This is a genomic window from Arthrobacter silviterrae (genome assembly GCF_011045165.1).
In the GTDB taxonomy this organism is placed as follows: domain Bacteria; phylum Actinomycetota; class Actinomycetes; order Actinomycetales; family Micrococcaceae; genus Specibacter; species Specibacter silviterrae.
Window position 1 is genome coordinate 39247 of record NZ_JAAKZI010000013.1, and the last position, 25257, is coordinate 64503.

19 protein-coding genes and 1 pseudogene are annotated in these 25257 nt (G+C 66.8%); 11 read left to right on the top strand and 9 right to left on the bottom strand.

Going from position 1 to position 25257, the window contains the following annotated elements:
* Positions 1-61 precede the first annotated feature (61 nt).
* Positions 62-1219 carry a resuscitation-promoting factor gene (locus G6N77_RS09170; RefSeq protein ID WP_165181761.1) on the bottom strand — a complete coding sequence of 386 codons (1158 nt, stop codon included), beginning with the start codon at positions 1217-1219 and terminating at the stop codon, positions 62-64.
* 944 nt (positions 1220-2163) lie between these two features.
* On the bottom strand, positions 2164-3282 hold the full coding sequence (locus tag G6N77_RS09175) for a TatD family hydrolase (RefSeq protein ID WP_205678150.1): 1119 nt from the start codon (positions 3280-3282) through the stop codon (positions 2164-2166).
* Positions 3283-3397: 115 nt separating this feature from the next.
* Here G6N77_RS09175 and G6N77_RS09180 point away from each other — a divergent pair, with 115 nt between their 5' ends.
* The 3 genes from G6N77_RS09180 to G6N77_RS09190 all read left to right on the top strand — a co-directional run bounded on the left by G6N77_RS09180 (position 3398) and on the right by G6N77_RS09190 (position 8833).
* Positions 3398-4606, top strand: a complete 1209-nt coding sequence (locus G6N77_RS09180) for an AAA family ATPase (RefSeq protein WP_165181763.1) — start codon at positions 3398-3400, stop codon at positions 4604-4606.
* A gap of 106 nt (positions 4607-4712) precedes the next feature.
* Entirely contained in the window at positions 4713-6224 is a 1512-nt protein-coding gene (locus tag G6N77_RS20115) for a DUF58 domain-containing protein (protein WP_165181765.1), read from the top strand.
* Positions 6221-8833 (top strand): transglutaminase TgpA family protein, encoded by a 2613-nt coding sequence (locus G6N77_RS09190; RefSeq protein ID WP_165181767.1) that lies wholly within the window; start codon positions 6221-6223, stop codon positions 8831-8833. The genes G6N77_RS20115 and G6N77_RS09190 overlap by 4 nt, the downstream gene beginning before the upstream one ends.
* 103 nt (positions 8834-8936) lie before the next feature.
* Here the strand turns inward: G6N77_RS09190 and G6N77_RS09195 are convergent, their stop codons facing one another.
* Both G6N77_RS09195 and rsmI read right to left on the bottom strand, forming a co-directional pair.
* A complete protein-coding gene (locus tag G6N77_RS09195) occupies positions 8937-10433 on the bottom strand; it encodes an NAD-dependent succinate-semialdehyde dehydrogenase (protein ID WP_165181769.1) in 1497 nt (498 codons plus the stop codon).
* Positions 10434-10697: 264 nt separating this feature from the next.
* Entirely contained in the window at positions 10698-11756 is a 1059-nt protein-coding gene (gene rsmI / locus G6N77_RS09200) for a 16S rRNA (cytidine(1402)-2'-O)-methyltransferase (RefSeq protein WP_165181771.1), read from the bottom strand.
* Between the two features lie 45 nt (positions 11757-11801).
* On the opposite strand from rsmI, the gene G6N77_RS09205 reads away from it, so the two are divergent.
* The gene (locus tag G6N77_RS09205) at positions 11802-13508 is read left to right on the top strand and encodes a dolichyl-phosphate-mannose--protein mannosyltransferase (RefSeq protein ID WP_165181773.1); all 1707 of its coding nucleotides are present in this window, start codon (positions 11802-11804) and stop codon (positions 13506-13508) included.
* A gap of 146 nt (positions 13509-13654) precedes the next feature.
* Entirely contained in the window at positions 13655-14761 is a 1107-nt protein-coding gene (locus G6N77_RS09210; protein ID WP_165181775.1) for a P-loop NTPase family protein, read from the top strand.
* A gap of 565 nt (positions 14762-15326) precedes the next feature.
* On the opposite strand, the gene lepB is transcribed toward G6N77_RS09210, so the two are convergent.
* A complete protein-coding gene (gene lepB / locus G6N77_RS09215) occupies positions 15327-16046 on the bottom strand; it encodes a signal peptidase I (protein WP_240901809.1) in 720 nt (239 codons plus the stop codon).
* Between the two features lie 100 nt (positions 16047-16146).
* Between lepB and G6N77_RS09220 the strand changes: the two genes are divergently transcribed.
* From G6N77_RS09220 to G6N77_RS09230, 3 genes are all read left to right on the top strand, one after another.
* Positions 16147-16740 (top strand): arsenate reductase/protein-tyrosine-phosphatase family protein, encoded by a 594-nt coding sequence (locus G6N77_RS09220; RefSeq protein WP_165181777.1) that lies wholly within the window; start codon positions 16147-16149, stop codon positions 16738-16740.
* 240 nt (positions 16741-16980) lie between these two features.
* Positions 16981-17595, top strand: coding sequence for a YfeC-like transcriptional regulator (locus tag G6N77_RS09225; RefSeq protein ID WP_165181779.1), 615 nt, complete (start codon positions 16981-16983; stop codon positions 17593-17595).
* The gene (locus G6N77_RS09230; protein ID WP_165181781.1) at positions 17592-18062 is read left to right on the top strand and encodes a hypothetical protein; all 471 of its coding nucleotides are present in this window, start codon (positions 17592-17594) and stop codon (positions 18060-18062) included. The genes G6N77_RS09225 and G6N77_RS09230 overlap by 4 nt, the downstream gene beginning before the upstream one ends.
* Before the next feature lie 135 nt (positions 18063-18197).
* Here the strand turns inward: G6N77_RS09230 and G6N77_RS09235 are convergent, their stop codons facing one another.
* The 3 genes from G6N77_RS09235 to G6N77_RS09245 form a co-directional block, all read right to left on the bottom strand.
* On the bottom strand, positions 18198-19814 hold the full coding sequence (locus G6N77_RS09235) for a polysaccharide biosynthesis tyrosine autokinase (RefSeq protein ID WP_276609786.1): 1617 nt from the start codon (positions 19812-19814) through the stop codon (positions 18198-18200).
* Between the two features lie 883 nt (positions 19815-20697).
* The gene (locus G6N77_RS09240; RefSeq protein WP_306987380.1) at positions 20698-21921 is read right to left on the bottom strand and encodes a TIGR01906 family membrane protein; all 1224 of its coding nucleotides are present in this window, start codon (positions 21919-21921) and stop codon (positions 20698-20700) included.
* Between the two features lie 147 nt (positions 21922-22068).
* Positions 22069-23061 (bottom strand): stage II sporulation protein M, encoded by a 993-nt coding sequence (locus tag G6N77_RS09245; protein ID WP_306987379.1) that lies wholly within the window; start codon positions 23059-23061, stop codon positions 22069-22071.
* Between the two features lie 66 nt (positions 23062-23127).
* On the opposite strand from G6N77_RS09245, the gene G6N77_RS09250 reads away from it, so the two are divergent.
* From G6N77_RS09250 to G6N77_RS19860, 3 genes and pseudogenes are all read left to right on the top strand, one after another.
* On the top strand, positions 23128-23988 hold the full coding sequence (locus G6N77_RS09250; protein WP_165181785.1) for an RDD family protein: 861 nt from the start codon (positions 23128-23130) through the stop codon (positions 23986-23988).
* 575 nt (positions 23989-24563) lie between these two features.
* Positions 24564-24773 carry a Flp family type IVb pilin gene (locus G6N77_RS09255; RefSeq protein WP_205678151.1) on the top strand — a complete coding sequence of 70 codons (210 nt, stop codon included), beginning with the start codon at positions 24564-24566 and terminating at the stop codon, positions 24771-24773.
* A 103-nt stretch (positions 24774-24876) separates the two neighbouring features.
* Positions 24877-25017, top strand: a pseudogene (locus G6N77_RS19860) (TadE/TadG family type IV pilus assembly protein); the annotation flags it as partial.
* A 26-nt stretch (positions 25018-25043) separates the two neighbouring features.
* On the opposite strand, the gene G6N77_RS19865 reads toward G6N77_RS19860, so the two are convergent.
* The gene (locus G6N77_RS19865; RefSeq protein WP_240901833.1) at positions 25044-25256 is read right to left on the bottom strand and encodes a hypothetical protein; all 213 of its coding nucleotides are present in this window, start codon (positions 25254-25256) and stop codon (positions 25044-25046) included.
* Between the last annotated feature and the right edge of the window lies 1 nt (position 25257).

The window sequence follows — 25257 nt, forward strand, 5'->3', positions numbered from 1 at the left end:
AGTTGCAGTGGAAACCGCTTTCACGGGGTCATTTTCTGCAACTACTGACTCACAGTTGGGGCTAGCCTGCAGCGCCGGCGCAGCCCCACGGGCCGAGGCCGCGCTGGGCGTAGACCTTGTTGGCAATCGCGATCTGCTGCGCCTTAGTGGCGAGGCTGGCGTTGGGGGCGTACGCGCCGCCGCCGTTGCTGATCCAGGTGCCGATGTCGAACTGGAGGCCGCCGTAGTAGCCGTTGCCGGTGTTGATGGCCCAGTTTCCGCCCGATTCGCACTGTGCGATGGCGTCCCACATGGCCGTGTTGGACATGGCCGGGGCGGCAGCACCCGTGTTGGCGCCGGCAGCGGGTGTCGCAGCAGGTGTGGCGGGGCGGTCCTTGCCGCCCACCGTGACCTGTGCGGCAACGGCGGCCGTGACCACGGAGGAGCCGGTTTCAACGCGGTCCACCACGTGGCCGTCAATACTGATTGTCTTGAACGTCTTCTCCAGGGTTCCGGCCACGCCTGCGCGGACGGTTTTCTTCTGGTCCTTGAACATGGCCGGATCAACGGTCTGGACGGTGTCGAAGGCAATCGGGGCGGTTTCCGTCGCGGCCGAGGAGTTCACGCGGGAGACCTTGATGACCATGTGCTCCACCACCTTGGCGGCTTCGGGCACGGACACCAGGTCCGTTTTGGCCACCTTGACGCCGGCATCGGCGAGGACGCTGGAGACGGTTTCCGCCGTCGTCGTCTTTACCGTCTTTTTGCCGTCGGCAACCACCGTGACCTGCTTGGGGGTGATGATGCTGATGTCGCTGGAGCTGGCCACGAGGGAGTCGAGCGGGGCGGAGATGCGGGCGTTGGAGGCGATGCCCAGCTGGCTGATCAGCCCGGAAACCCGGCTGGAGGTGGTGGAGACGGTGTGCTGGGCGCCGTCGAGGGTGACAGTTACGTGCTTGGCCGTGTTGACCGTAATGGCCGTGCCGTCCGATACCTGGGTTGTGAGTGCGGGCGTGACCTGATCGGCCTGGCCCACCGTGACATCGGCCTTTTTCAGGACGCTGGCCACGGTGCCGCCGAAGGTTGAAACTGAACTGGCCTGGCCGTCCACCGTGAGTGAAACGGACTTGTTGGCGCCGGCAAAGGCGAGGAGCCCGGCTACGAGTGCGATCAGCACCGCGGCCTGCCCGGCAAGCTTAAAAACGTTCAGTTTGCCATTGGCGGAATAGAGAAAACTCACTGGATCCCGTAACTACTAGAGCACCCGGGCACGGGGAAGTACGGGAAAATTGCACAGCGCGGCCCCAGCTTGGTGCCCTGCAATTTTCAACCTCAAGAACGGTTGCCACAGGCCCAAAATGAACGGTGGGCCAAGCAGCATTTCATCCGTTGGTCTTCCCCGACCACGGCTAATAGTCCCCCAGCGTAACCCAATCGTTATCAATAAGACAAGGAAAGGTAACGGTTAAAGTCCCTCATTGGGCGTTCCGGGCGCTGCCGACCGGTGCGACATTACCCCTCAGTAGCTTCTTTTGGGCGGTTAGTTTGGTGTGCTGTTTTTGTGCCATGGATTGCACCGTGCCACTGTTTGCCTGGCGGGGATTCTGGCTTTCTGGGCATCCTTTCGGCGGCCTGATGCGGGCGCTTCTTTCCGACGACAACGGTGCCGAAGCGGCCAACACGCAGGGGTCTCTCAAAATTTTTTCAAAATTCAAGGTTAAAGTTCCGCAAAGGGCCTTACGCCTGCCGTTCCAGGCACGACGGCGGCTGGCCGTTTCCGCCGCATTTTTTGGCCGTCCCGCGCCGTTGGAATTGATGGATTCCGGCATCGTGGTCCGGGGTGGTTTCGAGGCGGCTCCGCCAAACGGTTCGCGAACTTTCCTGTGGGGCCGAACCCATGTCGAGTTCTGCCCCCAGTGCACCCGGGGCGAAACTCAGCCTGGGTTTCGCCCCAGCGGGAAGTCCAGCATGGCCAGTGCCGGGGGCGGTGCCTCGCAATGGCCAGCACCGTTTGACGCTCCATCACCTTTCGGGGTGTTTTTGCCAACCCTCCCTCACCAACTGCGGGACCATGCGCAGGAGGTGCCCCGATTGGAACCGAGCGTCGGGGAAAAGACCGCAGAAAGTGACCGAGCGTCGGGGAAAAGACCGCAAAAAGTGATGGAGCGTCGGGGGGTCGGGGGGTTAGGAGTCCCAGGAGCCGTAGACCGCCTCCGTGTTGCTCCGCAGCAGCATCCCCAAATCAGCCAGGTCGCGGCCCAGCAATTGTGCCATGGATTGCACCGTGTACGGCAGCATATAGCTGGCATTGGGGCGCCCCCGGTGCGGATGCGGGGTCAAAAACGGCGCATCGGTTTCCACCAGCAACAGCGCCGGATCGGCCACCGCCAGCGCGTCGCGCAAGTTCTGCGCATTCTTGAACGTCAACGTCCCCGAAAAGGACATGTACCAACCATTCTCGTTGCAGATTTTCGCCAGTTCCGCGTCGCCGGAGAAGCAATGAAAAACCACGCACGACGGCGCCCCCTCCTCCCGCAGTACCGTCACCACATCGCTGTGGGCGTCACGGTCGTGGATCTGCAGTGCCAGCGAGCGCCGCTTGGCAATGTCGATGTGGCGCCGGAAGGAATACTTCTGGTCCGCAATGCCGTCCGGCCCGGTCCGGAAATAGTCCAGCCCCGTTTCGCCGATGGCCCGGATGCGGGGGTGGGCCGCCATCGCGTCAATTTCCTCCAGCGCCGCCTCCAGGGCTGAGCCGCCTGCGGACGAGGGCACCCCGGCCAGTTCTGGCGCGTCGTTCGGGTGGATCGCCACGGCTCCCAGCACGCGCGGATCCAGGTCCACCGCCTCCACCGTAAAGCGGGACGATTCCAAGTCGCAGCCAACCTGGACGGCCCCGGCAATGCCCACGGCCTCCGCGGCGTCGAGCGCATCCTTCAGGGCCACGAGCGAATCACCGAAGTCGAAATGGGTGTGGTTGTCGTGCACCGGCACGGGCAGCGGGGTGGGCGCGGGCGCAAAGGACGGCCGGGAGTCGCGCCGGGACCCACCGCCGGCACCCGGGGCACCGACCGCGGCGTCGCTAGGGGCCCCCGCGGCACCGACCGGACCGTCACGCAGGGCACCCGGGGCACCGACCGCGCCCGCACCCCGGGAACCGGCCGCGCCGTCGCCCGGGGCACCGTGGATACCGACGGCACCCGCACTAGCCGCACTAGCCGCACCCTCGGCACCTGTGGAAGCGCCGCCGTCGTCCTTGAAAACGTCGCGGCGGTAGGGGCGGGGAATCTCGGGGGTGCACATATTTGTCAAATATACCCATCCGGAGCCGGTCGAGCTCAGCCGAACGGGCCCAACGATAGTAGCGTGGATCACAACCGTATAAACGTGGCAGTCCACAAGACCCGAAAGGTTGGGCATGCACCCGCGCGAAACTCTGACGGCGGCAGGAATATCCCGCCCGTCCCAGCTGGAAAGCACCGCTTCGGCGAGCCAAAACGGCCAAAAACCCGCACCCATGGGCTCCGAACGGTTTGCGGAGCTGAGCCGGGACATCATGGCCGCCATGAACACGGTGATTGACGGCAAGGGCGAGGCCGTGGAGCTGGCGCTGACCGTGCTCCTGGCCCGCGGGCACCTGCTGCTCGAGGACGTGCCGGGCGTGGGCAAGACCCTGCTGGCGAAGGCGCTGGCCCGCACCCTTGACTGCTCCGTCAGCCGCATCCAGTTCACCCCGGACCTGCTCCCCAGCGACATCACGGGCGTGTCCATCTACAACCAGTCGGAGCAGAGTTTCGAGTTCCGCCCGGGCGCCATTTTCGCCAACCTGGTCATCGGCGACGAGATCAACCGCGCCTCCGCCAAGACCCAGTCCGCGCTGCTGGAGTCCATGGAGGAGCACCAGGTGACGGTCGATGGGATGTCGTACAGGCTGCAGGAGCCGTTCATGGTGATCGCCACCCAGAACCCCATCGAGATGGAGGGCACCTACCCGCTCCCCGAGGCGCAGCGCGACCGCTTCATGGCCCGGATTTCCATGGGCTACCCGGACACCGTGGCGGAGCTGGCGATGCTGGAAACCCACCAGTCCGTGAACCCGCTCGACGCCGTTCAGGCCGCGGCTTCCAGCGCGGAGGTCGCCGCCATGCTCGACGTCGTTGCCGCCACGCATGTGTCCGCCGCCGTCAAGGAATACACCGTGGCGCTGGGCCAGGCCACCCGCGCCAGTGCTCAGCTGCGCCTCGGGGCCAGCCCGCGGGCGCTGCTGCAGCTGCTGCGCGCGGCGAAGGCGTCCGCGGCGCTGGCCGGGCGCGGCTTTGTGCTCCCCGACGACATCCGCGACTTGGCCGAACCCGTCCTGGCCCACCGCCTGATTGTGGAGCGCCGGGCCGCCGGCACGGGCACCACCGCCGCGGACGTCATTGCCGATGCGCTGGCCCGGATTCCGGTGCCGGCGCAGGCTTCACGGTCTTCGGGGTCCGCTGCGCAGGGTGCGAGGCCCGGGGTGGCCGGTGCGTGGCTGGGGCGGTCTCCCGAGTCGACGGGGACTGCGACCCAGGGAGCACCCGTCCGGCCGGCCCAGCCGCCGCAGCCCGCCCGGCCGCCAGTCCAGCCCGGAGCGAGGTAGGGGCCATGGCTGGCGGAGCGGCGGGAGCACGGAAAGCGCCACGCCCAGAACCACGCACAGCGCCACGCCCAGAACCACGGGCCACGGAACCGAACGGAGCCTGCCCATGGCCCTGATTCCGGACCGGATCTTCCGCCCGCGCGGCTGGCTGCTGATCGCCGCCGGCCTGTTGGCCCTGCTGCTGGCCGCCGTCATGGGCCGCCGCGACCTCCTGGTGGTGGCCATCTTCCTGATCGCCCTGCCCCTGCTGGCGAGCGCCGGCCTGCGCTTCTTCGCCCCCGGATTCACCGTCAGCCGCCGCTTTTTCCCCGCCTTCGTGGAGGCCGGGACCACCGCGCAAGTGACGCTCGACGTCCGCGGGCACACCCCCGGCGGCGCCCGCGCCCGCATCACCGAGGATCTCCCGGCGCACCTGGTGGACGTCCCGCGCTTCGACTACCCCAACCCCGTGGCCCCGCGCAGCCTCCTCAGCAGCTACTCCTACTACCTCCACCCCAGCCGCCGCGGCGTGTTCACCATCGGCCCGCTCACGGCCAGGTTCGGCGACCCCTTCGACGTGGCGCTTCTCAAGCGAAGGCTCGACGACGGCGACCCCCTCACCGTGGCGCCCGCGGCCGTGGTGCTGCCCGAGATTTCGCTGACGGGCGGGCGCGGGCAGGACGGTTCACGCATGACCCGGCAGCAGGCAAACCCCAGCGACGACGACGTCATGACGCGCGAATACCGCCACGGCGACCCCCTCCGCCGGGTCCACTGGCCGGCCACGGCACGCCAGGGCAAACTCATGGTCCGCGCCGAGGAATCGGTCACCACGCCGGAGTCCGCGCTGGTGCTTGACCAGCGGCTGTGGGCGTACGGCGGCGCCAGCAAGTCGATGCATGCCTCGGACGCACTGCTCAGTTCGCCGTCCTTTGAATGGGCGGTGGTGGCAGCCGTGTCGATTGCCGCGCACCTGCTCGATCGCGGCTACACCCTGCGCGTGCTCGACGACCAGGGCGGGCCCGGGTTCGCTGCATCCGCCTCCGCGCATGAGCCGGACCGGGAGGACTTTGCCGGGCAGTCGGGCTCGCTGGCCGTGGCGCAGTCGCTGGCCGCGGTGGAACTGACCGCCCGGGGGCCGCGCGCACGGACGGCCGCCAAGGTGGCGAGTGATCACGTCCGCACCGAATCCCGGAGTGAATCCCGCACCGAATCACAGGTCCCGCTGGCCGAACTCCTCGTTGACAAGCTCGTCCAGACCCGGCGCCGCGGCCCCCTCGTCGCCATCACCGGACTGCTGACGATGGCCGACGCCGCCGTCCTGGCCGCCGCCACCGAAGCGGCCGAGGGCGCCTTTGCACTCATGGTCTGCACCGACACCCGCGACGCCGCCGAACCCCTGGCCGTGCTCCACCGCGCCGGCTGGCAGGCCGTGGCCGTGGCGCCGGGCACCGCCCTCCTTGACGCCTGGTCAGACCTGGACGCGCCCATCCCGATTCCAAGCCCCACCAACGGACAGCTCCACCCCGCCCATGCCAACGCGGCCCACCCAAACACCGCCCGCCCCAACACCGCCCACCCCAACACCGCCCACCCCAACACCGCCCACGCGGCCGCCACGGACGGAGGCCAACCATGACCGGCACCGTCACGGGCCCGCGCCCCTCACCCGGCGGCCGGCGCGGCAAGCCCGGCCAACCCGGCGGTCCCGGCCACCCCGGCGGCCCCGCAGGGCCCGGCGAATCCGGCGGCCCCACCGGGCCCGGGCAGCAAGACCAAGGCGGCAGGCGCAACGGACTCCGCGAATGGCTGGGCACCCCGGAGACGGGTCCCGCCCGCTGGGTGCTGGCCTTGGCCGTCTTTGCCGCCATCATGGCCTCCTCCGCCGGCCTGCAAAATGTGCTCCTCGGCGGCAGCTGGGTGCCGCGCGCCATATTGGTGGTGGCCCTGACCCTGCTACTGCCGGCGATTGTCCGCCGCTGGCCCCGGCTGGCCGCCTTCGCCCCTGTGGCGGCGCTGGCTGGCTGGTTCATAGGCCTCACGCTGGCCTTCTTCCCCGGCACCGCCTACGTGGGCCTCATCCCTTCGCCGCAAACCATCAACGCCGCCGTGCAGCTCTCCTCCGACGCCGCGGCCACCATCCTGGTCAACAGCACCCCCGTCCCGGCCGACGACGGCATCACGTTCGTCATCTGCGCGGGCCTGGGCTTCGCGGCCCTACTGGTGGACACCCTCGCCGTCACGCTTTCCATGCCGGCAGCCAGCGGGCTGGGCCTGGTGCTGATCCTGCTCCCGGCGTCCTTGACCACGCTGGACGGCATCGGCGTGGCAGGTCTGGCAGCGGCCGCCGCCGGCTATCTCCTCATCCTGGGCTGCTGCCGGTGGTACGCGCCGGACGGGAGGCTGCGCCCCGCCGCAAACCGCGGGCCCAGCGGGGCCCTGCGCCGGGCAGCCGCCCTGGGTGCCGCCGTCGTGCTTGTCATGGTGCTGCTTCCCGCGGTGATTCCCGGCTTCACGGAAGGTTCCTTCCCGCAGGGCGCCCGGGTGGGCGGGCCGGGGGACGTGTCCGGGCTGGATCCGATGATTTCGCTCGGGAATGACCTGCGGGCGCAGTCGGGCGCGGTGAACCTGACGTACAACACCTCCGCCACCGGTCCTGTCTACCTGCGCATGAGCACGCTGGAGGATTTCAGCGGCCGCAAGTGGAAGCCCACCGCCGTGCCGGACGGCCTGCGCACCGACCTGGGCCAGCTCACGCCCGCGCTGGGGCCCAATCCGGCGGTTCCCCACACGTCCACCAACACGTGGATTGATGTGTCGAACCTGTCCAGCCCGTGGCTGCCCGCGCCCACCTTTGCCGCGGCCGTGAGCGATCTGACCGGGCGCTGGAACTGGAACCCGTCCACGCAGACCCTCAGCGCCCAGGATACGGATTCGGACGGGAAAACGTACGTGGTCCGCAGCGACATCCCGGACCTGACCCCGGCCCTGCTCGAAGCCGCCGCGCAGCCGCCCAGCAAGTCCCTGGACCCGATTTTCCTCAAGCTCCCGGGCAATGTCCCGTCCATCATCAAGGACACCGCGAACCAGCTCGCCAAGGGCCAAAACACCCCGTACGACCGCGCCATGGCCATCCAGGACTACCTGCGCTCGCCCCTGTTTACTTACAGCGAGAAGACGCCCGTGACGCAGGGGTACGACGGCGCCGGCATGAACGTCCTGGCCAAATTCCTGGAGGTCAAGGCCGGCTACTGCGTGCATTTTTCCGCCACCATGGCCGTGCTGGCGCGCGAGATGGGCATCCCGTCCCGGATTGTGGTGGGGTACGCGCCGGGCGCGTCCTCGGGCGACACCCTGGATGTGGGCGGTGTGCAGATGCAGGGCTACTACGTGACGGGCAAGGACGCGCACGCCTGGCCCGAGCTGTACTTCGAGGGGCTGGGCTGGGTGCCGTTTGAGCCCACGCCGTCCCGCGGTGACGTCCCCTCCTACGCGCAGGCCCCTTCCTCGCAGGGCTCGAACCTTGGCTCCAGCGACCTCCTCAACGGCGCCAATTCCCGGCCCACCGCGGGTGCCGATTCCACGGCCACCCCTTCGGCCACAGCTTCCCCGTCCGCCGCGGCCGCCCCCGTGCCGGCCACCCCGGCGCCGGCCCGGGTGGGTTCGGCGTTTGCGGCCGTGCTGCTGGCCCTGCTGGCGCTGGCCTCCCCCGCGCTGACCCGCCTGCTGGTACGACGCCGGCGCCTGGCTCTGGTGCGCGGCGCCGGCTCGGGCAGGGGCCGGGAAGGCGACGGCGGCGACGGTGGTGGTGGCGGTCAGGGCGGCCGGGGTAGCGACAGTGCGGGCGCAGCTCCCGGCGGTGGTGGCGCGGGCACGCGCAGTGCCCATGCAGGCTCTCTGGCGATAGTTGCTGCCCCGGACCCGCGGGATGCGCCGGAGCTGCTTGCATGGCGTGAGCTAAAGGCCAGCGCTGCAGACTTTGGCGCCCGCTTTGACCCCTCCCGGACGCCGTCGGTGCAGGCGGCCCAGGTGTCCGCCATGCTGGGCGCCGGCGATTCCCGCGACGTGAAATTGATACTGGGCGCCTACGAGGCGTCCGTGTACGGGCCGCCGTCGGACGGGCCCGCGGCCGGCCGCGACGACCTCGCCGATGCCCTGGAGCGGATCGGCGCCACCCTCGCAAGCCGGGCGGGCTGGGTGGCGAGGCTGCGCGCGGTGGTGCTGCCGCCGTCGCTCTTCGCCCGCTGACCCGCCCCCGTCGAGGTTGGAGATAACCACCTTAAAACACGTTGAGGCTGGAGATAACCACGCCAAGGATCGGTGGTTATCTCCAACCTCAACGGAAGGGGGGCTAGGCGGTGTGGGGGCTCGGGAAGCCGATGTACTGGGTGTACTGGTATTCCTCGATGCCCTCCAGGCTGCCCTCGCGTCCCAGGCCGGACTGCTTGACGCCGCCGAACGGGGCCGCAGCGTTGGAGATGACGCCCGCGTTCAGGCCCATCATGCCCGTTTCAATGCGGTTGGCCATGCGCAGGCCGCGGTTGTGGTCCTTGGTGAAGACGTAGGCGACCAGGCCGTATTCGGTGTCGTTGGCCAGGGCCACGGCCTCGTCCTCATTCTTGAACGTGACAATGGGGGCCACCGGGCCGAAGATTTCCTCGCTCAGGATGCGCGCGCCGGGCTCCACGCCCTGCAGCACGGTGGGCTGGTAGAAGTAGCCGGGGCCGTCCACGGGCGCCCCGCCCACCACGGCGCGGGCACCGTCGGCGAGCGCGTCCGTGACCAGGGAGTGGACCTTGTCGCGGCTCTTCGCGTCGATCAGCGGGCCCACCTTGGTTTCGGGGGCGGTGCCGCGGCCGGTGGTCATGGCGCCCATCTTCGCGGCGAACTTCGCGGCAAATTCCTCCGCCACTGATTCGTGCACCAGGAAGCGGTTCGCAGCGGTGCAGGCCTCGCCCATGTTGCGCAGCTTGGCAGCCATGGCGCCTTCGACGGCGGCGTCCAGGTCGGCGTCCTCGAACACCAGGAATGGCGCGTTGCCGCCCAGTTCCATGGACGTCCGCAGCACATTGGTGGAGGCGTCCGCCAGCAGGCGCCGGCCCACGGGGGTGGATCCGGTGAAGGAGAGCTTGCGCAGGCGGGTGTCCTGGATGAGCGGGCCTGTCACCGCGCCGGCCGTGGTGGTGGAGATGACGTTCAGGACACCGGCGGGCAGGCCGGCGTCGAGCATTACCTGGGCGAACAGCTGGGAGGTGAGCGGGGTCAGGTTGGCCGGCTTGAGGACCATGGTGCAGCCGGCGGCAATGGCGGGCGCGATCTTGCGGGTGGCCATGGCGAGCGGGAAGTTCCAGGGCGTGATGAGCAGGCACGGGCCCACGGGCTTCTTCTGGACCAGGATTTGCTGGGTGCCCTCGGGGTTGGAGGAGTAGCGGCCAAAGGAGCGGGAGGTTTCCTCGGAGAACCAGCGCAGGAATTCGGCGCCGTACTTGACCTCGCCCATGGATTCGGCCAGCGGCTTGCCCATTTCCAGGGTCATCAGGAGTGCGAAGTCGTCGGCGCGGGCAATGACCATCTCAAAGGCGCGGCGCAGGATTTCGGCCCGGACGCGGGGGGCGGTGGCGGCCCATTCGTCCTGAACCGCGACGGCGGCGTCCAGGGCGGCTGCCCCGTCCTCGGGTCCGGCGTCGGCCAGGGTCAGCAGCACCTTGCCCGTTGAGGGGTCTTCGACGTCGAACGTCTTTCCGGAGGCAGCGGCACGCCACTCGCCGTTGATCAGCAGGCCGGTGGGGACGCCGGCCAGCAGTGCGCTCTCCCGTTCGGTCAATTCGGCGGCAGCGGTCACGGTCATGATGACTCCTTGTGTGTCATTGGCAGGGCCCGGGCGGACAGCGCGGAACCGTGCGGCAGTGTGTGGTGCGTTACGTTCACGGTAGTTCTCCGCCGGCAAAAGTGTCTACGCATGCGCGCACTACTGGAAGCTGGTTTCGCTGTGCACTTGAACAACGGGGTCCGCTCGAACACCGGAGCGCCGTTGGGGCCCAATGGTGCTCCACTCTTCAAGTGGCGCACCATTGGCGGCATAACCGTGCCCGGTTTCAAAGTGGCCGGCTGCCTAATTCCGGGAGGCGAGGACTGCGCTGTACAGTTCGCGCTTGCTGACGTGGACGTCGTGGGCAATGACGGCCACGGCCTCCTTCAGCCTCATGCCCTGGCCGATCAGTTCATTGACGGCGGCCACGTGGTCTTCCGGCGTGCCGTGGTCCGCTGCCGGGGCGCCGGCCACCACGACGGCGATCTCCCCGCGAATGTCCGCAGCCTCGGCCCATTCCAGCAGGCCGGACAGGGGCTTGCGGATCACTTCCTCATACGTCTTGGTCAACTCCCGGCACACGGCGGCAGGGCGCGACGGGCCAAATGCGGTGTGCAGCGCGCGCAGCATGGGCTCCAAACGGTGCGGCGCCTCGAAGAACACCATGGTGCGCGGTTCCACGGCCAGTTCGTGGAGCCGCGACGCCCGCTCCCCCGACTTCCGCGGCAGGAACCCCTCAAAGCAGAACCTGTCAGTGGGCAGGCCGGACAGGGCCAGGGCCGTCAACACGGCAGACGGGCCGGGCGCCATGGTGACCCGCACCCCGGCGGCGACGGCGGCCTCCACCAGCCGGAAGCCCGGATCGGACACCGTGGGCATGCCGGCGTCGGACACCATGAGCAGCACCTTGCCCGCCTGGACCTGGGCCAGCAGCTCCGGCGTCTTCGCGGCCTCATTGTGTTCGTGGTAGCTGATGACGCGCCCGGACACCTGGACCCCCAGGGAAGTGGTCAGCCGGTGCAGCCTGCGGGTGTCCTCCGCCGCCACGATGTCCGCCGATCCCAGCCAGGCAACCAGCCGGGCGGAGGCGTCCCCCGCGTTGCCAATGGGCGTGGCCGCCAAAACAATGTAGCCCTGGCCCTCCGCGAGTCCGGGCAGCGTGGTGACGCCGGGGAGTGTGGTCGCGGCGTCGGCCCCGTCGTCCGCGTCCGCGTCGCCGTTCGCGTCCGCGGCGTCGTCGGGCCCGTCGGCCGCGCCGTCGTCGGGCCCGTCCGCACCGCCGTCAACACCCCCGTCCGCACCCCCTACCGCGTCATCCCAGTCGCCGTCCGCCAAACCCTCAAGCTCCAAGTCATTCTCCATGACACCAGCGTAGTTGGCCGCGGCCGGACAGCGGCACTGGGTAGCATGGGCAGGGTGCACATCAACGCCCCCGAAGCAGGAGCAGGAGCCGAAGCCGGAGCCGAAGCCGGAGCCGAAGCCGAGGCAGCAGCGACAGCCGTGGCAAAACCAGGGCCCCGCTGGCTGCGCGACCCCTCGGCGGCGTTCACCCGCTCGGCCCTGGCCCGGCGGCTCATGGGCGCCTACCAAACCCCGCCCAGCCTGCGCCTCTGGTTCTGGCTGGGCCCGGCGCTGACGGCGGTGATCGGCGGCGTGCTGCGGTTTGTCCGGCTGGGCGATCCGCACGCGCTGGTGTTTGACGAGACGTATTACATCAAGGACGCGTACAGCTACCTCCAGAGCGGCTACGAGCGGAACTGGGCGGAGAAGGCGAACGACCTCTTCGTCAAGGGCAACTATTCCGGCCTCCAAACCTCGCCCGAGTACGTGGTGCACCCGCCCGTGGGCAAGTGGATGATCGCGTTTGGCATGTGGCTTTTCGGCCCGGACAGTTCCTTCGGGTGGCGGTTTTCGGCGGCGCTAATCGGCACGGTGTCCATCTTCCTGCTGGCCCTGATCGCGCAGAAAATGTTCCGCTCCACCCTGCTGGGCGCCGTCGCGGGCCTGCTGTTCGCCGTCGACGGCCACGCGATTGTGCAGTCGCGCACCTCGCTGCTGGACATTTTTGTCATGTTTTGGGCGCTGGTGGCGTTTGGTGCGGTCCTGATGGACCGCGATGACGGACGACGCCGGCTGGCCGCCAGGCTTGCCTCCCTCGCCGCCCGCCGTGGCCAGGTGGGACCGCGGGAGCTCCTGTACGGGCCGTGGCTGGGGTTCAGGTGGTGGCGCCTCGCGGCCGGAATCGCGCTGGGGCTGTGCATTGGCACGAAGTGGTCGGGGCTGTTTTTCCTGGCCGCGTTTGGCGTGATGAGCGTGGTCTGGGACATGAACGCGCGCCGCATTGCGGGTGTCAGGTACTGGATCACGGGCGCCATTCTCAAGGACGGCGCGGTGGCCTTCGTCAGCATGGTCCCGGTGGCGGCCGTGACGTACCTGGCCACGTGGACGGGCTGGTTCCTCTCCAAGGACGCCTACGACCGCAACTGGGCCGCCTCCAACCCGAGCCAGACGTGGGGCTGGATTCCGGCGTCGTTGCGGTCGCTGTGGCACTACCACTCCACCGCCTACGCCTTCCACACGGGCCTCTCCACCGACCACCCGTACAAGGCGAATGCGTGGTCGTGGCTGGTCATGGGCCGCCCCACGTCCTTTTATTCGCAGTACCCCGTCAAGGGCGAGGACGGCTGCACGGTGGACAAGTGCGCCGCCATGGTCACCAGCCTGGGCAACCCGCTGATCTGGTGGGGCGGCTCGCTGGCCGTGCTGTTCCTGCTGGGCGTGTGGATCTTCCGCCGTGACTGGCGCGCCGCCGCCATCCTGGTGGGCTTCGGCGCCGGCTTCCTCCCGTGGCTGCTCTACCCGGAACGCACCATCTTCTTCTTCTACGCCATCGCCTACGAGCCCTACATGATCCTGGGCGTCACCATGGTGCTGGGCCTGGTGCTGGGCAGGGCGGACAGCCCACCGTGGAGGAGGCAGCAGAGCGCCCTGTTCGCCGGCATTTTCCTGGTCCTGGCGGTGGGCCTCAGCGCCTACTTCTACCCCATCTGGGCCGCCGAGCTCATCCCGTACGACTACTGGCGCCAGCACATGTGGATGCCCAGCTGGATCTGACAAGCACGACGGCGGCGCCCGGGCCGGGTGCCCGGGTCACCTTGGGTGCGGCCCGGGTTATGCCCAGCCGTGCCCATTCACTAAGCTCGAGAAAGATTCCCCTTCTTCACTTTGACCCCACATCGACCCCAGCGACAGGACCCACCATGCCAGGCACCGCCTCCTCCGTCCGCACGGATCCCGGCGGGGCCGCCGTCGAGCCTGCAACGGTGCAGGTGACAGCGCTGGGTGTGCCGATCGACGTCACGGGGCTGTCCGCCGAGGAAGCTGCGGGATTCCGGGCGGCGTGGTCGCGCTGCCTGGCCCGCGGCACGGAGGCCGCCGGCACGGTGGCCGCCGGCACCGTGGCGCGCATTACCGGGAGCTTTGACCGCGCGGACGAGCACCTCACCTCCACCATCACGCTCACCGCCATCGACCAGCTGGCGGGCAGGCTCATGATGTTCCACGCGTGCGGCCTTGCCGATTCCACCGGCGCCACGGTGGCGTTCATTGCGCCGTCGGGCACGGGCAAAACAACGGTGGCGCGGACCCTCGGCACCGGCCTGGGCTACGTGAGCGACGAAACCATCGCCGTGGATGAGGAACTGCGGATCGTCCCCTACCCCAAACCGTTTTCCGTCAAGCAGCCCGAAGCCGGCCTGCCGAAACTGCAGCAGGGCCCGCACAGTTTCCCGCTGGGCCGCACGCCAGCGAAGCCGTTCCTGCGGGCCATCACGCTGCTTTCCAGGCACGACGGCGGCGGCCCCGTGGTGCTGGAAGCCGTCCCCCTGGTGGAAGCTGTCCTGGAACTGACGCCGCAGCTGTCCGCCCTGGCGAGCCTGGACCGCGGGCTGGTGCAGCTGTGCCGCATGATTGACGCGTGCGGCGGTGTGACGCGGATCCGCTATTCGGAGGCGGCCGGCATCCGCGAAGTGTTGCCTGAGCTGTCCGCCCCTTCCGGTGCCGGGACGGACCCGTGGACGGCGCTGGAGCTGGACCGTTCTGACACGGGCCTGCGGACAGGGGTACGGCGCGCGGCTGCGCGGGACGCGGTGGAGGTGGCCGGCGTCGTGCTGGTGCTGGTGAACACCCAGGTCATGGAGCTGGGGCCGCTGGGCGGGATCATCTGGGAGCTGGCGGCCGGGTGGACCAGCCGCGATGAGGTTCTGGCGGGCGTGGTGGAGAGGATTGGCGGCCATCCGGATGCCGCGCAGCTGATTGGCGCCGCCCTGGACGAGCTGGTGGCCAAGGGCGTGCTGGAACAGGCCTGACGCTTGGCGGCAATTGCGGTTCCCGAATCCGCCCATGAATGTACATGTAAGTCATGTAAGACGTGAATTTGTGTTTAGGCTGCGGGGAGCCCGGTGGCGCTTGTCATCAGGTAGCCGTCAGCCGCAGGCCCAGCGTGGCGGCCTTGAACCTGGCCGGTGTCCTGCGCTGCCCCTCGCCGATTGCGGTGCCCTCGCGGATTGCGGTGCCAACCCGCTGCTCAACCGGGCACGCGCGCCGACTGCGGTGCCACCCCGCACCGACGGTGTATCTTCTCGGTGCGTTCGCGGGTTCGCCCCGCAGGCGTGAAATCGTCCGCGGATCCGCCGTTCTCGCAGTTTGGCTCCGTCCTCAGGCCCACTAGTCAGGCACCCGCCCAGCGCTTTCGCAAGCTCGCACTTCCCGCTGGGGCAAAACCCATGCCGACTTTGTCCCCCGGTGCACCCGGGGCCAAACTGGCATTGGGCTGTGCCCCACAGGAAAGTCCGCGAACACCCCGGCAAGCTCGACGGCGGCGTCCCTCGCCAGCAACCAGCAACCAGCAACCAGCAACCAGCGCCCGAAACCCTAGTGAACCCCGCCGATCCGGTTCAGCGGCAATACAGTAGCAACCGTCTTGCCAATGACCTTCCCCAGCGGCACCAGTTTCAGGCAGCCTTCCGCCGAGTCCTTGCCGCGGCAGCCGTAAACGGAGTCGTTGGAGTTGCCGCGGTGGTCGCCCATCACCAGCAGCTGTCCCTTGGGCACCGTGACGGGAGGGAAACAGCGGGCACTGCGCGTCGCCGTCGTGCAGCCAAGGGTGGCGGAGAACGGCAGGTTCCCGTAAATGTACGGCTCGTTTTGGGGCACGCCGTTGACCACCACCAAGCCGCCGGCGCTGCAGCAGTCCACCACGTCGCCGGGGATGCCGATCACGCGCTTGACCAGAAAGTCGCCGTGCGAGGGACCGATCCCCGTCACGTCGCCCACGTACTTCACGGCCTCCTTGAGCGGATTGGAGGAGGCGGGCTTGGGCTCGTGCCAGTCGGCGGTCGCGGAGAAAACCACCACATCGCCGCGCGCCGGCACTCCCCCGGCGTACGCGGCGCGGTTGACCAGGATCCGGTCCCCCACCTGCAACGTGGTTTCCATGGACCCGGACGGCACCACATACAGCTTCACAAAAAACGCCTGCACCAGCGCAATGACCACCACGGCGGCCAGCAGGTTCAGCACCAAGGTCACCGCCAGGTTGTGCCGGAGGCGGTACCAGAGGGACGGGGCGGACGGCTGCACTTTACGGGCCATGCGTGGCGGGATCCTTCGGCTGGTTTGGCGGGATTGCGCGGCTAAATGCAGCCGAAATTGGGGGTCCAAACCATTCTAGCAATCCGGATATGATCAATTGATGATTCGATTGCTGACCGTGTGCACCGGGAACATCTGCCGTTCCCCCTACGCCGAGCGGATGCTCCAAAAGGAATTCGATGCCCTCCACCCCGGCCTGTTCGAGGTGGCCAGCGCCGGCACCGCATCGATGGCCGGCGACGGCATGGAAGCAGAATCCGCACAGTTGCTCACGGCCCTGGGCGGCTCCAGCGAAGGCTTCATCTCCCGCCAGCTGACCCCGCAAATCCTGGCCGGCAGCGAGCTGGTGCTGGCCATGACCGTGGCCCACCGCGACGCCGTGATCCGCCTGAGCCCGCGCATGCTCAAGCGCGCCTATACCCTCATTGAGTTTGCGCGGATCCTTCGCACCCTTAAGTCCGACGCCGGCGCCCAGGTCCCGCTGGGAGGCTCGCCTGAGCAGGTGGAGGCACGGTGGGCTGCCATGCCGGGCCTGGCCGCCACGTTCCGTTCGTCGTCGCGCCCGTCTGCGGCGGGTGACGACGTGGTGGACCCCTACCTGCGCAGCTCCACGACCCACCAGCGGATGGTGGAGGAGATCATGCCCGCAGTGGAGGAGATTGTCGCGTTTGAGGCGTGGTGCAGCGGGGGCTAACTGCGGGACAGAGAGGAACAGGTGAACGCGATTCATGGAAGATTCGGGTTGGTTACGGGTTAGCGATGTCCGCAAGGAAGTCCACAAAGATATCTTTGCCGTGCTGTTGGAGCTGGAATCATCTGGTTGGAAGCTTCGTCGCGACGCCATGCGCTGCCCTGACCGGCACGAACTGATGCGGCACAGATGATGGGGTGTTGTCAATTGACAACACCCCATTGACCGGGTAAATATGGGAGCATGAACATTGTGGACAAGATTGAAATTCGGCTACTCGTTGATGCGCTGTCGGAGTCTGAGGAGGACTTCCTTGCCGACGAACTTGATGCCCACATTGCCGTTCATGGTTCACAGACTTTTGCCACATTCCTGCTGACCGGGGAACTCCAAGAGTCGTGGCCTAATCTTCTGGCCGCGATGCAAGCACGTGGGATTTCCGCTCATTCGGTGGTGCAGGATTTAGTGACCACAACGGAGATTGCCGACCGCCTGGGAGTGAGCCGCCAAGCTGTCAACAACTGGATTCGCGGCACCCGGAAGGCAGAAAAGACCTTCCCTGAACCGTCAGTAATTTCCGGGGTATCACTCTGGGACTGGGGCAAAGTTGCCACCTGGGCCCGATCCAATTCTGGGTATGGTGAAATGGTCCGCTATCCGTCACAGGACGAAATTGCCATCATCAATGGACGCTTGGCCGAAGAACGTTTGAGCCAATCTGGATGGATCACGGCGCGCATCGGACTGGACATGGACATCGAGTCTGGTCACATTCGAGTCGCTGTCAGGGATGACGACGTAACGCGACGGGACCATGCTGATCATGAAGATCCTTCCTATTTTGCGGTAACCGCATGAGTACCCCCAAAAGGCCCGCACTTAACAATGCAATCGAGATCGCCACGCACTCCACGCTGAAGGACATCGGATTTCTGGAAGAGTCCGCCCGGCACTTCGATGGTCACTTCGAAGAAGCGTCGCCGCCGTCGCTAAACCAGCAATTTTCCACTGAATTCAACCTCATGGTCCGCGCCGACGAGTCGACCCTGCACGCCCGTCTTTCTGTGCGGATCACGACTCAGAATGGTGAAGTCCGCTCGGAAGCTGTCGGTCAATGGGACTTCGACAACAAATACTCGGTCTCCGACGAAGCCGCCTTCGACTTTGGCAATAGGGTTTCCGTGTTCGCGCTCTTCCCGTATCTCCGTGAATCCGTTCACCTGCTATCGGCGCGAGTCCTACGAGAACCCCTGCTTCTACCAACCGTGCGTCAAGGCGAGATGAGTTTCGGCCAGAAGCCCGCTCAAAGCACCGGCCTCGATTGATCCATAGGGCGACTGCACCGCTTAGCTTCTCTTAGCTCCTGAATCTCGCCCCGGACACGCACGCCAACAACAAAGGGACCCTCCCCGGAACATGAAGTCCGGACGGGGTCCCTTTGCGAAAACGGTGAAACCGGCCTACAGGTGGCGGGTCAAACGCCGGGGCACGGTTTCGTCGTCCACCGGGTGCAGCAGGCGTTCGAAGTCCTGGGCCGCGCCGGTCAGCTGCGGCTCTTCAGCATCGGCGTAGTATTCCTTGACCGGCGTGGTCAGGGGCTCGGCCGGCGCGTGGTTGCGGCGCACCTTCTTGCCCTTGACACCCTTGACACCCTTGGAACCAGCAGCAGCACCAGAAGCCTTGTCTTGGCGGTAGTAGTACGACTTTCCGTAGTACCCGTAGCCGGCAGCTTGTCCGCCCGAGGTGGGCACGCGGTTCAGCACGGCGCCGAGCAGCGGGGCGTTGACCTTGGACAGGGTGCTGACAGCCTTCTCCAGCTCGTCAATGGTCGTCTTGCCGGCACCGGCCACCACAAGGGCGCCGTCCGTGGCGCGGGCCAGGATGGCGGCGTCCGTAACGGGCAGCAGCGGCGGGGCGTCAATGAGGACCACGGCCTCCTTGGCCAGCGCATCCAGCAGACGCTTCATGGACTGCGAACCGAGCAGCTCGCTGGGGTTCGGCGGGATCCGGCCGGCGCCAAGCACAGCAAGAGCCGGCACGGGCCCGTAAACCTGCAGGACGTCGTCGAGCGTTGCCTGTCCGCTGAGGATGTCCGTCAGTCCGCCACCGCCGGCGAGGCCGAAGAACTCGGAAACCACGGGGCGGCGGAGGTCGCCGTCGATGAGGATGACCTTCTCGCCCGTTGCCGCAATGGTCACGGCCAGGTTCGCGGCAATGGTCGACTTGCCTTCGCTGGGGATGGAGCTGGTGATGACGATGACACGCGGCGGGTTGTCCACGTTCATGTAGTGCAGGTTGGTGCGCAGTTCACGCAGGGCCTCGGAAAGCGCATAGCCCTCGGAGTTCGCGTGGTTGATCTGGCCGTTCTCCACCACGTGCTGGCCGTTGCGGAGGCGATCGTCCACGGGGATGGTGCCCACCACGGAGGTGCCGATGACGCGCTCCACCATTTCAATGGAGCGGATGCGGCGGTCCAGGTGGTTGCGGACCAGGGCGTAGGCCACGCCGATGATTAGGCCGGCCAGTGCGCCCAGGATCAGGGACAGCTTCTTGTTCGGCGAGGTGGGGAAGGTGGGCAGCGGGGCGTCGCCCAGCGCCACCACCTTGATGATGGAATCCGCCGCGGCGGGCTGGCCCTTGACAGGCGTGGTCGATTCAAGCACCTTCACCTGGTCGGCGAGCGCCACAACCCACGCGTTGGCCAGGCTCTGTGCCTCTTGGGCGGAGTCGGCGGTGGCCGTGATCTTGATCTGCGGGGTGTCCTTCGCGGACGTAACCGTGATCTGCTTGAGCAGCGCATCCGGCTTGACGTCCAGCTTCAGCGAGCTGATGACGGCATCCGCCACCGGACGCGAACTGGCGAAGCTGGCGTAGCTGGTGGCCTTCGACTTGGCCAGGTTGTCCCCCGCCAGTGCTGAGCCCATATTGTCCCCACCGGGGATTGAAACGTAGCCAACAGAATTGGATGAGTACGTTGGCGTCTGCGTAAAAATCCACCCAGCACTGCAAAGAATGCCGATAAGCGTTAGTGCAACGACCCCCATCCAGTGTTGCCGAAAAACGCGGACATAGTCCATCACATCGAGGGACTTTTCCGCGCTACCTAATTGCTCGTCTTCCAAAATTATCCAAACTTTGCGGTAAATGCGGTAACTGGTATCAGGGTGAGTCTAGCAGAATCCCACAATTCACCGGGGTAGCGTGGTGTCCATAACAAGCACCATTCTTTTGTAGCCCTTGACGTACCAGCGCTGCATGTGGGTCACTGCACAGGGGGCGCTCTTCCCATGGCCTTAAAAGCCAGTGCGTTCCACCATTTCCAGCACGACGCCGGCCCCTGCCTTGGGCGGGCCTGTGCTGTTTCGCGGTGGCCGGGAATCCGGTGGCCCGCCATATGCGTACTTTGGGGTTTTCCGGGGTTCGATTTGCGGCTTTCCGTGCTGCGATCCGGCCCTTTCACCCGGCCCCGGGCCTTTTCACCCTCCCCCGGGCCCCGAGTATGCAGCAATGGCGACTTAGAACCGGTCTAAGTCGCCATCGCTGCTGACTGACCGGGTGGTCAGTGCTTCAGGCATGCCAATCCGGCCCCCGCTGACCGCCGTGGCCGCCATATCTGCACACTCGGAGCCCGCCTGGTCCTCAAACGCACCAGTGTCGATTCGAAAGTGCAGCTCCTGCGGGTTGACCGCCCTTCCAGGATTCCAAAGTGCAGCTCCTGCGGGCTACGCGCCGAAAAGGTCGCAGGAGCTGCACCGCCGATGATGGAGCCTGTCGAAATCCGGGTCTCGACGCTGCCCCTGGGTCTCGACGCGCTCGCAGAGCTCGCTGCTCGACCACCGGGGCGTCCGCTCGCCAGGTCTCGACGCGCTCGAGGGGCTCGCTGCTCGACCACCGGCGGGCGGCAATCCAGGTCTCGGCGCGCTCCCTGAGGTCGCTGCTCGACCCCCGAACCACCGAAACCTACCCGACCACGGCCGTCCTGCGGCCCGGGCGGCGGGAGCGGGTCACTGCCTGGCGGCGGCCGGCAGTGGGCCACGTGAACGCCATGGTCAGCGACGCCACCACCAGCACAAACGCACCGATGAAGATCCCGGAATCCAGCCAGAATTCGCTCGGGAAGAGGCGGATCAGGGTGTCGTCCGTGTAGAACGTCCAGGTGCCGTTGGCGAAGAAGATGTGGTGGAAGTCGGTGAAGAACGTCTCCCAGCCCATGCCGGCCAGCACGCCCAGCACAATAATGATCACCAGCGTCACGATCGACCCGGCAAACAGCCCCCGCCTGATGCCGCCCACGCTGCGCCGCGCCAGGTACACCATCGCAATGACCATGCCGACCGCCAGCACCAGGCCGATCACGAACGCCGTGGTGATGACAGTCTTCACATCCGCCATGTGCGCCACTTCGCGGGCCAGGAACAGCTGGTTGTGCTGGGAGTTGACCAGATCGCCCAGGTAGCGGGCGCCGGAGAGGTTCAGCAGGTAGTCCACGGTGTACGAGCCATACGTCATCCGGTCGTCCGTGCTGAAGCCAAAGGAATCGGCCGGGAAGCCGGGGCGGTGGTACTCCACCCACAGGAAGTACGGCGTGGTGACCAGGCGGATGGCCAGCACCAGCAGCACCACGGGGTAGAACACGGCCAGCAGCACCTGGAAAACGCGCGGCAGCACGGGCTTGGTCCGGGCCGCCTGCTCCAGGGCCACCCGTGTCTTCTCGAGCCGCTTGTCCGAATGCTGCACCTGCAGCGCGGCCGTGGGGGTCGACGGGGACCCGGCTGCGGAAACCTCGGGCAGCTTGGGCAGCCGGCGGGCCGGGCGCATGGGCTCGGGTTCGCTGCCGTCCGCGGGTGCGTCCAGCTTGATCCTGGCCTCGGGCTTTACCGGCACCGAGGACGACGCCGTTCCACCGGCAGGTGCCGCACCTCCAGCAGGTGCGGGGGAAGCAGGGGCGCCGGGCGCCGCTCCCGCAGGAGAGGCAGCAGGGGCAACGTCGGGCGCCGCGGGCACGCCAGCACCAGCAGAGGCAGGGGCAGGAGCGGGAGCAACGGCAGGCGCCGCGGGCACGCCAGCTCCAGCAGGGGCAGGAGCGGCAGCACCGGCAGCAGCACCACCAGCAGCGGGCGCGCCAGCCTTCGCCACGACAGGCATTTGCGAGGTGGGCTTTTCCGGGGTTGGGTTCTGTGTCACACCGTGAAGACTACCCGGGAGCAGCTTCCCAGGGCCGCTGCCACCCCGGCGCTTGGCCAAACTGACACCACTTTCACAGCAAACTCCACGGCAAAGGGAAAACCACGGCGAAGCCCTCCCAACCCGAGCCGGGCGGTAGGCAAAGGGTCAGGCGGAGATGGCGGCAGCCCCGGCGTCGTCCGCGGAAAGGTCACCTGTCTCGCCAGCCAGCCAGGCGCGGCGGCCCAGGACCAGGGTGTAGCTCCAGTACCCGGCCAGCACCAGCGCGCCAATGGTGATCTTGGCCCACACGGGCAGGGGGCTGGGGGTGACGAAGGCTTCGACCAGGCCGGAGACGAAGAGGACGAAGACCAGTCCGATGGCGGTGGTCATGAGGGCGCGGCCTTCGCGGGCCAAGGAGTCGAGCCGGCTGCGGGGGCCGGGGCTCACCCAGGACCAAAAGATGCGCAGGCCCGCGGCGCCGGCGATGAAGATGCTGGTCAGTTCCATGAGTCCGTGGGGAAGGATGTAGCTGAAGAAGGTGTCGCCGCGGCCGTAGGCGAACATCACGCCGGCGGTCATGCCCACGCCCTGGGCGTTCATGAACAGGGAGTACGGCACAAACACGCCCGTGATGCCCAGGGCCACGCATTGGGCGGCGATCCAGGCGTTGTTGGTCCACACGGAGCCGGCGAAGGAGGCGGCGGGGTTCTCGGAGTAGTAGTCGACGAAGTCGTGGTTGACCAGCTGCTGGAGGCGGGAGTCGGAACCCAGCGCGGCCATGACACCCGGGTTGCCGGCGGTCCACACGCCGAAGAGCACGCCCACCACCACAAACGCGGCGCCCACAGCCAGGGTGAGCCAGCGCAGGCGGTAGAACGCCACGGGCAGGGAAATCACAAAGAAGCGGGCCACGTCCACGAAGAAGTTGCTCTTGGCGCCGGTGAAGCGGGTCCGGGCGGTGGCCAGGATGGCGGAAAGAGAGGCGGAGAGGGCGCTTTCGGCGGCCACCGAGCGGATCAGGGAGAGCTGGGCGGAGACGCTTTGGTACAGCTCCAGGAGCTCGTCCGCCTCGGCGCCCGTGAGCCGGCGCTTGCGGGCAAGCACCTTCAGCCGCTCCCACTGCGGGCGATGCACTGCGGTAAAGGCGTCCAGGTCCACAGGGCAAGCCTACGTGGTGCGCGCCGGTGCCCCCGCAGGACTCACCGGGCTCACTAGACTGGTGGCATGTCCGCGATTATCACCGGCGAGGCCGTAGTCCTGGAACTGCGGCCGGCCTCCTTTGCCGCGAGGTCGCTAGGCGCCGCGATCGACGTTCTGGTTACCATTGTGCTGGTGATCGGTGCCGTCTGGGCCTTCGCCACCATCCCGTTCATGATCGACGCCGCCGCGGCCAAGGCCATCTTCCTGGTGCTGCTGGTGGGGATTCTGGTTGGGGTGCCGGTGGCGGTGGAGACCATGACCCGGGGCAGGTCCCTGGGCAAGCTCGCCCTGGGCTTGAGGGTAGTGAGGGACGACGGCGGCTCCATCCGGTTCCGCCACGCCCTGATCCGCGGCCTTTTGGGCGTCTTTGAGATTTACATGACCCTGGGATCGGTGGCTTTTTTGGTTTCCCTTTTCAATGAGAAGTCGAAGAGGCTGGGCGACATGGTGGCCGGCACGTATGCCATCCGGGACCGGGCGCCGCAGCCCAAGCCGCTGCAGGTGTTTGTGGTGCCGGCCCTGCAGCCGTGGGCCAAGCTGGCGGACATTGGCCGGCTGCCTGATTCGCTGGCCCGGCGGATTTCGATCTTCCTGCGCCAGGGTGCGCAGATGTCGCCGGAGTCGCGGCTTGCCATGGCCGCGTCCCTCGCGGAGGAGGCCAGCCCGCACGTGGCGCCGCTGCCCCCGGCCGGCACTCCCCCGGAAGTGTTCCTGTCCGCGCTGATTTCGGAGCGGCGGGACAGGGAATTCGCGCGGCTTTCTTTGGCATCGGTGCAGGCGGAAAAGGTGCGGGTGCGGCTGGCCGCGCATGGGGTTGGCGGGCATTCTGCGGCGTTTTCTGCAGATCCGTTCAGTACACCCGGGGACACTCGAATGGGCGGCTGAGAAAAAATAGAGTGGTCACCACTCTGTTACGAACTTGGGGTGGGGGCGTTTAGTTGATATACCGGGTCATCTGAGGGCTGACCATACCACCGCGCGGGGGACGTGCCGACGAAAGGACGCTGCCTCCAACTAAGCGCCAGGGTGCCCATTTTTCGCGGCCCTCCCCCACCATTCTCATGCCGGCTTTGACGCCGCTTCCCTGCAAAACACGCATTTTTGGAAGGGTCTCTCCTGTGCGCCCAAAAGCGGCCCGAAATGGTAACGGAATGGTTACAACCGCAGGCAAGTAGTCCAGGTGCTGAGTGGTTGTTTTCTGACGCCTACACTCGCTATGCGAGTGGGAAAGCGATCTCCACCTTATTTTATAAGGGTCCGTACGCGGGAAAACCGTGTCCAAAAAGTAGAGTGCTGACCACTCTAGAGAGTGCCGCCTGGCTGGCGTTTAGTTGTTGTCAGCCGGGGGAAGTTTTACCGGGCGCCACACCGAGGTTCACAAGCTGGCTCACGTTTCGATCACAGGCCAAGTCTGCGCATTTCGGATCCTGATACACCTTTTATGAAAGTAGGAAAAACAAATGTTGAAGATGTACGTAACCCTGCAGACCATGTTCGTTGCCGGCGTGGACCGCGTCCGGGAAGTCCGAGAGGGCGAGCGCGGAGCAACCGCCGTTGAGTACGGCATCATGGTCGCACTGATCGCCGCCGTGATCGTCGGAGTCGTTGGATTCCTTGGCGGCCGGCTCCAAGTCGTCTTCCAGAATGTTCTGACCGCCATCGGCGGCTAGACGACAAACAAGGTCGTTGCTGTCGAGGCGGCTCCAGGCTCTTCTGGAGCCGCCTCGACCATTTACCGCAAATCGAATGATTTTCATCTGGGAGGAGAAGGTAATGAAGCGAAGTAACCCAGAGCGAGGTGCCGCCGCAGTGGAATTCGCTCTCCTCCTCCCTGTACTTCTGCTGTTAGTCCTGGGAATCATGGAGTTTGGCCGCCTCTACAATATACAAATCTCGGCGAGCAATGCCGCGCGCGAAGGAGCCAGGTACGCTGCCGTACATTACACAGACAGCGGGTACGTGAACGACGCCGCCATATCGGCGGCGCGAAACTCGGCCCCAACGCTGCCGGCCAGCACGCAAGTCATCATCACGTATTCTGCCGGCGCCTGCTCGGCTGGCTCCACCGTGAAGGTGACTGTCCGCCCGCCCGCAACCTGGATGACCGGGTACTTGCCTATGCCGGCGCCACAGATTACCGGAGTAGGAGTCATG

Bases quoted from the DNA above. Each gene is read 5' to 3' on its own strand.
- G6N77_RS09175 (WP_205678150.1), bottom strand. From the start codon at position 3,282: ATGTGCACCCCCGAGATTCCCCGCCCCTACCGCCGCGACGTTTTCAAG.
- G6N77_RS09180 (WP_165181763.1), top strand. From the start codon at position 3,398: ATGCACCCGCGCGAAACTCTGACGGCGGCAGGAATATCCCGCCCGTCC.
- G6N77_RS20115 (WP_165181765.1), top strand. From the start codon at position 4,713: ATGGCCCTGATTCCGGACCGGATCTTCCGCCCGCGCGGCTGGCTGCTG.
- G6N77_RS09190 (WP_165181767.1), top strand. From the start codon at position 6,221: ATGACCGGCACCGTCACGGGCCCGCGCCCCTCACCCGGCGGCCGGCGC.
- G6N77_RS09195 (WP_165181769.1), bottom strand. From the start codon at position 10,433: ATGACCGTGACCGCTGCCGCCGAATTGACCGAACGGGAGAGCGCACTG.
- rsmI (WP_165181771.1), bottom strand. From the start codon at position 11,756: ATGGAGAATGACTTGGAGCTTGAGGGTTTGGCGGACGGCGACTGGGAT.
- G6N77_RS09205 (WP_165181773.1), top strand. From the start codon at position 11,802: ATGGGCAGGGTGCACATCAACGCCCCCGAAGCAGGAGCAGGAGCCGAA.
- G6N77_RS09210 (WP_165181775.1), top strand. From the start codon at position 13,655: ATGCCAGGCACCGCCTCCTCCGTCCGCACGGATCCCGGCGGGGCCGCC.
- lepB (WP_240901809.1), bottom strand. From the start codon at position 16,046: ATGGCCCGTAAAGTGCAGCCGTCCGCCCCGTCCCTCTGGTACCGCCTC.
- G6N77_RS09220 (WP_165181777.1), top strand. From the start codon at position 16,147: ATGATTCGATTGCTGACCGTGTGCACCGGGAACATCTGCCGTTCCCCC.
- G6N77_RS09225 (WP_165181779.1), top strand. From the start codon at position 16,981: ATGAACATTGTGGACAAGATTGAAATTCGGCTACTCGTTGATGCGCTG.
- G6N77_RS09230 (WP_165181781.1), top strand. From the start codon at position 17,592: ATGAGTACCCCCAAAAGGCCCGCACTTAACAATGCAATCGAGATCGCC.
- G6N77_RS09235 (WP_276609786.1), bottom strand. From the start codon at position 19,814: ATGGACTATGTCCGCGTTTTTCGGCAACACTGGATGGGGGTCGTTGCA.
- G6N77_RS09250 (WP_165181785.1), top strand. From the start codon at position 23,128: ATGTCCGCGATTATCACCGGCGAGGCCGTAGTCCTGGAACTGCGGCCG.
- G6N77_RS09255 (WP_205678151.1), top strand. From the start codon at position 24,564: ATGTTGAAGATGTACGTAACCCTGCAGACCATGTTCGTTGCCGGCGTG.
- G6N77_RS19865 (WP_240901833.1), bottom strand. From the start codon at position 25,256: ATGACTCCTACTCCGGTAATCTGTGGCGCCGGCATAGGCAAGTACCCG.